We start from the raw sequence: 10,584 nt of genomic DNA on the forward strand, positions 1-10,584 counted from the left end.
TATGAAATATTCAATCACCTCTCTTCTGTTGTTGGCTGTTTTACTGGCCGGTTGTAACAATCAGCCGCAGAACACGCAGAACGATATTGCAACCCCTGTCTCTGTGATGGAACTCAAGAAAGGTTCTATCAGCAAACTGGTCAATACCACCGGGACGGCACAGCCTACTTACGGCGTCACCCTCAATTCCGAGATGAGCGGCCTGTATAAGTTACAGACAAACCCGCGTACCGGTAAGCCCTTTAAGTTGGGCGATCTCGTTTCCAAAGGGCAACTGATCGTCCGCCTCGAAGACAAAGAGTATGAGAACGGCATTGCGATCGACGCCAAAGAACTGAGCCTCGAAATAGCCGAGCAGGAGCAGGTGAAGCAGAAAGCCCTTTACGAAAAGGGCGGTGTGACACTTAGCGAGATGCGCAATACGGAGGTAAAGGTGACGAACGCCCGCTACGATTTCGAGAACGGCAAGCTCAATCTGGAAAAGATGAACATCACGGCTCCCTTCGACGGTGTGATTGTCGACCTGCCGCATTATACTTCGGACGTCCGGATCGAGCAGGGAAAACCGGTTGTTGGCATCATGGACTATGCCCGTATGTATATGGACATCAACCTGCCGGAAAGTGCTATCGGATATGTGAAGGCGGATCAGCCGGTCCGTATCACCCACTATACTTTGCCGGAAGATACGATCAAAGGGGTGATCAGCGAACTGTCGCCGGCTATCAGCTCCGAGACACGTACCTTCAAGGGAAAGATACTGATCCAGAATGACGGTCTCAAACTCCGTCCCGGAATGTTCGTCAAGGCGGATATCATCGTCAACAAGGCGGATAGCGCCATTATCATCCCGAAAGATGTGATCCAGTCCAACCGCCGTACCAAATACGTTTATATCGTTGAAAAGAACACCGCCCTGCTTCGGGAACTGAAGACCGGTCTCGAAGACGATAAGAACATCCAGGTTCTGGAAGGCCTGAAGGAAAACGACAACTTAGTGGTGAAAGGCTTCGAGACGTTGAAGGAGAATGCGAAGGTAAAAGTACAGAAATAATGTGCCAATATGCCAATGTGGCGCTTCGCTAAATATGCGAATGAATTGGTACATTTCATTGGCACATTGGCATATTAGCACATCAGCACATTATTAATATGAAAAGCATTATCAAATTTGCAGTAAGCAACCCGGTCACTATCTGCATGCTCGTATTAGCGATCCTGCTGTTGGGCAAGATATCCTACGACCAGCTGGCTGTCGACCTGCTGCCCGACCTCAATAACCCCCGGCTCTTTATCGAGCTGAAGGCAGGCGAACGTCCGCCGGAGGAGATAGAGAAGCAGTTCGTCAAGAACATCGAATCGATGGCAATACGCCAGAGCGATGTGACGCAGGTGTCGTCCGTGATCCGTGCCGGCTCTGCCCGTATCACCGTCGAATATACCTGGAAGAAGGATATGGACGAGGCTTTCCTCGATTTGCAGAAAGCGATGAACCCGTATGCCCAGAACAAGGATATCACCGAACTGAAGATCACGCAGCACGACCCGAACCAGTCGCCCGTCGTCCTGATCGGCCTCTCGCACCGCAGCATTACCGATATGGCGGAGCTCCGCAAGGTGGCCGAGAGCTATATCCGTAACGAACTGATCCGTCTGGAAGGTGTTGCCGATGTCACGCTGTCCGGTGATGAGGTCAGTACGCTGACGATCCGTACCGATCCCTATAAGTTGGATGCCTTTAAGCTGACTGTTAATGATATTTCTTCCAAGATAGAAGCCAATAACCAGAGCATCTCCGGTGGCCGAGTCAGCGAGTTGGGGTTGCAATATTTGGTGAAGAGTTCGAGTCTCTTTGCTACGGAAAGCGATTTCGAGAACCTGATCGTCGGCTATAAGGCGGTCAAGGCGGAGGAAGCTGCTTCGGCAACAGCCGGTAGCACGACGGCAGGAAGTGTCGATAAGGCGCCGATCTTTTTGAAAGAAGTTGCCGATGTCCGTTTTGAGAATGCACGGCCTGAGAATATTGTCCGTATCAATGGCGAGCGCAGCATCGGGCTGTCGGTCTATAAGGAGATGCGGTTTAATACCATAAAGGTGGTAGACGGCGTGATCCGCCAGTTGGGGATGATCGAACAGGCGCTGCCCGGCTACCGTTTCCAGGTGATTACCAACCAGGGAACTTTTATCAAGAATGCGATCGGAGAGGTGAAGAACAGCGCCGTGTTGGGTATTATCCTGGCGGTGATCATTATCTTCGTTTTCCTCCGCCGGTTGGGGACTACGCTGATTGTCAGTCTGGCGATCCCGATCTCGATCGTTGCTACGTTCAACCTGATGTTCTTCAATCATCTTACCCTGAACATCATGACACTCGGCGGTCTGGCCCTCGGAGCGGGTATGCTGGTCGACAATGCGATTGTAGTGATCGAGAGCATCTTCCGTAACCAGGAGAAAGGGATGACGGTACGCGAGGCAGCCATTACGGGAACGTCCGAAGTGGCGGGGGCTGTTATCGCCTCGACGCTGACGACGATTGTCGTGTTCCTGCCGATTGTCTACCTGCATGGCGCCTCCGGAGAGTTGTTTAAGGACCAGGCCTGGACGGTGACCTTCTCGTTAGTATCGTCGCTGTTTGTGGCGGTGTTGGTGATCCCGATGTTGTATGACCGGATTACCGGACGACGGGATAATGGTGATGGCGTGGGTGGCGTATGTAGAGACGCACGGCCGTGCGTCTCTACGGTCGAAACGACGACGGTGGATACAACGCAGACGGTAATTGGCATTCGGATTACCGCCTACGCCCCCTTCCTGCGTGCCCTCTTGCGGCATCGTTGGGTGGTGATCGGCTGTGCCGTGGGGTTGATTGCGCTGGCGGGTTTGCTGGTGCCTTTTATCGGGACGGAGTTTATGCCTCGGGCGGAGAGCCGGGCTTTCACGGCTGTTATCAAGCTGCCGGAAGGGACTCCGTTGGAACGTACCGCTTCGGCCGTCGGGAACTTAGAAACATTGATGCACACCATTTCGCAGGATTCGCTCTGTACGATCTACAGCCATATCGGATCGGGGAGCGGTTCGGAGAATGATATATTCGAAGGCGAGAATACCGCCGTTATGAAAGTGATCCTCTCACCTTCCTGCCCTGTCCCGCCGGAGGTGGTCATGGAACAGTTCGTGCAGACTACTGAAAACACCGAAGGATTGGAAATCACCCTGAAGCAGGAAGAGAACTCCCTCAGCTCCCTCTTAGGTAGCGAAGGTGCTCCCATTGTCGTAGAGGTGAAGGGAGAGGAACTGGACGAGATCGCTGCCCTTACGGATGAGGTAAAGCAGCGTCTCGGGGATGTCAGGGGCATCTATAATATCCAGTCGTCCGTCGAAGACGGCGCCCCCGAGGTGACGATCTCCGTCGACCGTACGGTTGCCGGTATCAATAACGTAAGCGTCTCGACCGTTATCGAGCAGTTGAAACAGCAGCTCACCGGCCTGGAATCCGGCAAGATGGAGTACAGGGGAGAGATGCGTGACATCCTGATCAAAGTGCCCGACATCACCCTGCGTGACCTCGGTACGCTCGTGATACGGAGCGGCGAGAAGGAATTCCGCCTGCAGGAGATCGCCACGATCACCCATTCACAGGCGCCGAAGGAGATCTTCCGCCGTAACCAGAACCGTATCAGTAAGGTGACCGCCAGTCTCGACGCCGGACACTCGCTCGACCGTGTTGCCGCCGATATACGGCTTGCCGTGAAAGATATCGACCTGCCGAACAACTATTCGATTACCGTCACCGGAGAAGAAGAGAAACGCCAGGAGTCCATGAACAGCCTCCTGTTTGCCCTCGCCCTGTCGGTCATCCTGGTCTATATGGTGCTTGCCTCGCAGTTCGAGTCGCTGTTGCATCCTTTCACGATCCTGCTGACGATTCCGTTGGCGGTCGTAGGGGCGATCCTGTTATTCTTCCTGACCGGGACGACGATCAACATGATGGGTGTGATCGGTATCGTGATGCTGGTCGGTATAGCGGTGAACAATTCGATTATCCTGGTCGACCGCATCAACCAGTTGATACAGGCCGGTATGCCGCTTGACGACGCGATAGTGGAGGCCGGCAGCCAGCGTATCCGCCCGATCCTGATGACTACGCTTACGACAATCCTCGCCCTCCTGCCGATGACATTCGGTTTCGGGGAAGGCGCATCGCTCCGTTCGCCTATGGCGATAGCGGTGATCGGGGGGCTGGTCACCTCGACGGTCATGAGTCTGGTGGTGATACCGTGTGTTTATTACGTGTTTGAGAAGATGAAAAGAAGATAAGTATGAACTTTTTACTACATAGAAGGATTGCGATCTGCATGCTGTTTATAGCCCTGACAGGCCTCGGCTATGTCTCGTATAAGCAGTTGCCCGTCGAGTTGCTGCCCAATGCGGAGCTGCCGATGCTCTTCGTGCAGGTGTCGGCTCAGCAGGATATGGATCCGTCGTATGTGGAGTCGGAGGTCATCATCCCGCTCGAAGGTGCGATCGGCACGATAGGCGGGGTGGAACAGATCGAATCGCAGGTCGACAGCCGCCAATCCTCTATCAAGATAGACTTCAAGCCGAACGTAAACTTCAAGATCACCGCCCTCAAGCTACAGGAGAAGATCAACGAGACAGCCTCGACGCTGCCCGAAGGTTTCACGGTACAGATACAGAAGATAGACGTCTCGATGCTCAGCGGCGGCTTCATGTCGTTGCAGGTGCGCGGTTCGGGTGGTACCGACCGTGTCCGTAACCTCGTGGAGAAGGAGATACGTCCCGACCTGGAAAATATCGACGGGATCGCCTCGGTCAACGTCTACGGAGGCCGTGAGAAGGCGATCGAAGTGCAGCTCGACCCCGATGCCTGCAAGGCACTTAACCTGACACCCTCCACAATCAGTGGCATCCTGACGCAGAACACGCAGGAGAAAGCCTTTGTCGGCTACGCCACAGAGCCTGACGGGAAGTATTTCGTGCACGTCGACTCGCCCTACGCCGAAGTGTCGGACCTCGAGAACATCGTCGTCGCTCCCGGCCCTATCCTGCTGAAAGATATCGCCACGATCTTCTTCGACAAGAAGGAGGAGACCAGCTATAGCCGTGTGAACGGGAAAGATGCCGTCTCCGTCTCCCTGCTTGCCGATTCGCAGGCGAACCTGATTCAACTGTCTCACCGTACGACAGCCGTTATCGACCGCCTGAACGAACAGCTCGCCCCGCTCGATCTCTCGATCGTGGTGGAGAGCAACCAGGCAGAGACGATGGAAGACAATATTGACCAGATCATTCACCTTGCCCTCGTAGGCGGCTTGCTTGCCGTCCTTATCCTCTGGCTTTTCCTGAAGAATCTCCGGCTGGTGTTCTTCATCGCCCTTTCCATTCCGATCTCCGTTTATACGGCGTTCAACTTCTTCTACGGGGCGGGGATCTCGATTAACAGCCTGACGCTGGTCGGTATGGCGTTGGCGATCGGTATGCTGCTGGATAATAGTGTGGTCGTGCTGGAAAATATCTATCGTCTCTCGGCTGCCGGTAAGAGTCCTGAACAGTCGGTGACGCAAGGTACGCGGGAGGTCTGGCGCTCTATCTTAGCGGCTACGCTGACGACAGTTACGGTCTTCCTGCCCTTCGTCTTTTCCGATAACTTCCTGATCAAGTTGATGGGGCATCATATCGGCGTCTCGATCATCTCCACCCTGACGATTTCCCTCTTCGTCGCCCTCCTCTTCATCCCGATGGCGACGTATACGGTGTTGAGGCGTAAACGGAAAGTGGACACTGTCTTTTACGAGAAGGTGTCCGTGACGCAGCGGCCTGTGCAGATATACTTAGTGCTGCTGAAGACCTGTATGCGGAATCCGGGCGTGACGATATTCGGGGCTGCCATCCTCTTGTTCGTCTCCCTGATCCTCTCGATCTCCCTCAATATACAGGACCGTAAAGAGGTGGAGAACGACCGTTTCAGCATCTACGTGACCATGCCGACAGGTAGCACTTTAGAGAATGCCGACCAGGTGGTCCGCGTCATTGAAGAACGCCTTGCCGAGTTCCCTGAGAAGCAAGACCTGATCAGCCGTATCCGTGAGACGGATGCCGAACTGACGTTTGTCCTCAAAGAGGATTACCAGAAGATCGGGAAACGCAAGATATCCGATATCAAGTCCGACGTGCAAACCCGCCTCCGGGCCATTAACGGCGCCGAGATATCTTTGTCCTCTCCTTCGGGCGGAGGCCAGGGCGGAGCCTTTGGGGGAGGCAGTGATATGTCCGGTATGGGCGGTTTCATGCGCCTCCTGGGAATGGGTGAGAACCGCGAACGGATCGTTATCAAGGGTTCCGACTTCGACCGTATGCAGCGTGTGGCGGAAGACTTCCGTTACTACCTCGACGAGCAGGAGTTCATCCGCAACACCCGTGTCTCCTACAACCGCCGCCAGCCGGAGATCCGTCTCGGCTTCGACCCGATCCTGCTCACTTCCTTCGATATCTCCCGTCAGAATATATCCTCCGGCCTCGCCTCGTTGAACCCGGAGATGTCTTCCGGAACCTCCTTTAAGGTCGGCGAAGACACCTACGACATCATCATCCGCAATCGGGAGAACCGGACGGAAGAAGAGCTGGAAGCCGAAAAGAAGCAGGACAAGACGGTCGACGACCTCCGCGAAGTACGCATCCCGAATGCATCCGGCGGACTGTACCGCCTCGAAGACATCGCCACGATCGACTATGGCCGTGGACGTGCCCGCATCACCCGTGTGAACCAGGACAAGCAGATCGAACTGTTCTACTCCTTCTCGCGCGACGTGGAAGACTCCAAGGACCTCCTCGAAGGCTACCGCTCGGATATCGACCAGTTGGTGTCGGGCTATAACCTCCCGTCGGGTGTGGCGGTCGAGGTGTTCCATGAGGAAGATACTTTTGCTGACTTCAAGTTCCTCCTGTTGGCGGCCTTTATCCTGATCTTTATGATCCTCGCCTCGGTGTTCGAATCCCTTGCGACACCGTTCGTCCTGCTATTCTCCATTCCGCTGGCGGCTATCGGTTCCTTACTGGCGTTGCTGCTGACGGGCAACAGTCTGCTGAATAATGCGAATGTGATGATCGGCTTCCTGATCCTGTTGGGTGTCGTGGTGAACAATGGCATTATCCTGATTGACTATGCCAATATCCTGCGGCGTCGTGGCTATCGCCGTAACCGGGCGTTGATGACGGCAGGGCTGTCGCGTATCCGTCCGATCCTGATTACCTCCATTACGACGATTGTCGCCATGTTTCCGATGGCAATGGGCAATGATGAGTATGCCGGAGCGATCGGTGCGCCTTTCGCCATTACCGTGATCGGCGGTCTGTCCTTCTCGGCGTTGCTGACGCTGATCCTGATTCCGACTGTCTGCATGGGGTTGGAAAACACGTTGCAGTGGTACCGGGGCCTGTCGCCGAAGGTATGGGTGCTGCACGGCGTGCTCCTTGTGGCAGGCATGAGCTGCATCTATCTCTATGGCGGCAGCCTGTTGTGGCAATCTATCTATGGAGTGGTGTTGCTGGCCGGTATTCCGGGCGTGACCTATTTTATGCAGGCCAGCTTGCGCCGTGCCCGTTCGAAGGTGATCGACCCGGAGGCAGATATCCATATTTCCGTTCGCAACTTAGTGAAGATATACGACTGGCCGGGACGTGTCAGCCGCCAGTGGCGAAGTGGTCTGCTGGTCCGCCGGCGATTGGGCTTGGAGAAAAGCTACCTCGTTCCCGCGCTTGACGCGGGATCGCAAAAGAACAACCCCGATCCCTCTTCTGATGATGCAGACACCGCCAGCACTTCTGCGATCCCGCGTCAAGCGCGGGAAAGAGGATTCTTTATGGAACTGAGCTGGCAATTTGCCCTCTTAGGCTTCGCCATCTGGTTCACCTGGTTCTTTATCGGGAGCAGGCTGTGGATCTTTATCCTTTCCTTCGCGATCTATGCCGCCACGCTCTATCTGTGGAGGAAGGTGCGCGAATACCTCTACTGGCGTTTTGCCGGAAGCCGTACGGTGAGGATTCTCAACCGTATCATCTTCTGGAGCATCCCGCCGCTGATTCTTTTTGCCCTGTTCCGCAGGTTGGATAATCCGAACCTCGTCGGTACCGTCGGGCTGCTGTGGACGTTTTGTATCGCCGTCTATGTGACTGCCGGTTACCTGTTTGAGAAGGAGATCAATATCGAGCGTGTGAAGGGACGCTTTGCCGGGCTCCGCCGTTCGTGGTTCCGGTTGGTGAAAGGCATCCCGCTGATCGGCAAACGCCGCCGCCCGTTCAAAGCACTTCGAGGCGTGTCGTTCGAGATCCGTACCGGTATGTTCGGCTTGTTAGGACCTAACGGAGCGGGTAAATCCACCCTGATGCGCATCATCTGCGGTATCCTGGAGCAGAGCTACGGAAGTATCTGGATCAACGGGCTCGACACCCGCATCTACCGGGAAGAGTTGCAGAGCCTGATCGGCTTCCTGCCGCAGGAGTTCGGGACGTACGAGAATATGTCGTCGTGGGAGTTCCTCGACTACCAGGCGATCCTGAAAGGCCTTGTCGACGGTGCTGTCCGCCGCGAACGCCTCGAATATGTCCTCAAAGCCGTCCACATGTACGACCGCAAGGACGAGAAGATCGGCTCTTTCTCCGGCGGTATGAAACAGCGTATCGGCATCGCCTTGATCCTGTTGCACCTGCCGCGCATCTTAGTGGTCGACGAACCGACAGCCGGACTCGATCCGCGCGAACGTATCCGCTTCCGTAACCTGCTGGTCGAGTTGAGTAAGGACCGTATCGTCATCTTCTCCACCCATATCATCGAAGATATATCCAGCTCGTGCAGCCAGGTTGTCGTGATCAACAAGGGCGCCCTGCGTTATTTCGGCGATCCGGTCGATATGGTCGGCATGGCCGCCGGTAAAGTCTGGCAGTTCGATATCGACAAGACAGCGTTTGAACAGGCATTAGATAAATCCCGTATCGTCAACCATATCCAGAAAGACGACCGGATCCGGGTCCGCTACCTCTCCGCCGCCTCCCCCTACGAAGGCGCGGTGCAGGTCGAGCCGAACCTGGAAGATGCATATTTATGTTTATTAAAAGGATTATAGGATGACACTGAAACAACTCATATCCCTCTTGCCCCGCCTGGTTAAATATAACCTGAAGATCATTTTTGCCGGGAAATTCATCTGGTTCCTGTTGGCGGCGTTCCTCTTCTTCGCCCTGTTCATGTTCCAGAGTGCCTGGAACCGGGCGGAGATCAATGAAGGGCTGATCTATAACCTCCTGATGTTCCCCTGCGTCCTGTTAGTGTTCTATCCCGCCGTGTTCGGCATCCAGAACGATGAGGACAGCCGGATATTGGAGATACTTTTCGGTATCCCCAACTATAAATATAAGGTATGGGGCATCCGCCTTTTGATGATCTACGTGGCGATCTTCGTGATCCTGATCGCCTTCTCGTGGTTGGCTACGCTGTTGCTTTATCCCGTCAATCCCCTCGAGATGGCAACGCAGCTGATGTTCCCGATCCTTTTCTTCGGCAACCTCGCCTTCATGTTCTCCACCATTACCCGCAGCGGTAACGGAACGGCTGTCCTGATGATCGTCATCGGTATCGTTCTCCTGATCTTCAGCAATACCCCCCTGATCGAACGTTCCTTCTGGAACATCATGCTCAACCCCTTCTCCATCCCCCGCAATTTCCTGCCGGTCATCTGGGAAGGCATCATCATCAAAAGCCGCATCTTCCTCTTTGTCGCCAGTATCGTCTGGATGCTCATTGGCCTCCTGAACTTGCAAAAGAGGGAGAAGTTCGTGTGACTTTCAACTATTCGAGGGGGACTTATTGTAAAAAACGCATTTTTCAGGTTCGGAAGACGCACGAAATAAAATAAATGTTAATCCACTTTTCAGCCGTCAAAAATGCACTTTTTTCCCTTTTCCGGGAGTTTTTTGCCATCACGACCGTCCTCTTCGCCATTGCGACCGTGCTAATCTTTGCGAGGTGCCGAGTGCATTACCTATTAGGACGGTCGTAATGGCGATTATGACCGTTCTCTTTTGAAAAACGACCGTCCTCATGCCCAAAAACCGCTAAAATTTCCTTGGGATATTTGGAACGCCGTCCGTTTTATTTTGCTACAGGCGATTCTCCAGGAGTTAAGCTTTATCACTTTGACAGCGTTTCCGGTTTTCGGCAATCAAAAAGAATGCCTTTTGGAATGGGCTGCGCACCTCACTTCATCTGTTGTCAGACAGGAAGGGATAATCAATGAAAAAAGTCAAACCAAAATCGACCAAAATTTCAGACGAAATAGAAAAACGGCCGAAATGGGGGTTATTGTAATTAATCCGATCTTGAACCCGTTCGTCAGCGAGTGACTTTTTTTCTAATTAGGTGAAAATTTCACAATAAAAGAAGTCTTCGACATGGGCCATATTCTCGGAATGGAAAAAAGATCAGTTGAATCAGCTCTTATACGTTAGTGTAAAAAGGGGCTCACCCGATATTTCTTGGGGGTAGTTCTTTTACATTTTCCTTACAATGCT

The 10,584-nt window shown here is 53.8% G+C and carries 5 protein-coding genes; all 5 read left to right on the forward strand.

The annotated features are described in order from the left end of the window. The first annotated feature begins 1 nt into the window (after position 1). The 5 genes from DWW90_RS17765 to DWW90_RS17785 all read left to right on the forward strand — a co-directional run bounded on the left by DWW90_RS17765 (position 2) and on the right by DWW90_RS17785 (position 10,416). A complete protein-coding gene (locus DWW90_RS17765; RefSeq protein WP_122333170.1) occupies positions 2–1,054 on the forward strand; it encodes an efflux RND transporter periplasmic adaptor subunit in 1,053 nt (350 codons plus the stop codon). Between the two features lie 98 nt (positions 1,055–1,152). Continuing rightward, on the forward strand, positions 1,153–4,317 hold the full coding sequence (locus DWW90_RS17770) for an efflux RND transporter permease subunit (RefSeq protein ID WP_122345947.1): 3,165 nt from the start codon (positions 1,153–1,155) through the stop codon (positions 4,315–4,317). 2 nt (positions 4,318–4,319) lie between these two features. Next, complete coding sequence (locus DWW90_RS17775) at positions 4,320–9,140, forward strand: efflux RND transporter permease subunit (protein ID WP_122345948.1); 4,821 nt, start codon at positions 4,320–4,322, stop codon at positions 9,138–9,140. Position 9,141: 1 nt separating this feature from the next. After that, on the forward strand, positions 9,142–9,855 hold the full coding sequence (locus DWW90_RS17780) for a hypothetical protein (RefSeq protein ID WP_122345949.1): 714 nt from the start codon (positions 9,142–9,144) through the stop codon (positions 9,853–9,855). A 240-nt stretch (positions 9,856–10,095) separates the two neighbouring features. Then, a complete protein-coding gene (locus DWW90_RS17785) occupies positions 10,096–10,416 on the forward strand; it encodes a hypothetical protein (protein WP_122345950.1) in 321 nt (106 codons plus the stop codon). Positions 10,417–10,584 lie beyond the last annotated feature (168 nt).

Source organism: Parabacteroides sp. AF17-28, assembly GCF_003479205.1.
Classification (GTDB): Bacteria; Bacteroidota; Bacteroidia; order Bacteroidales; family Tannerellaceae; genus Parabacteroides; species Parabacteroides acidifaciens.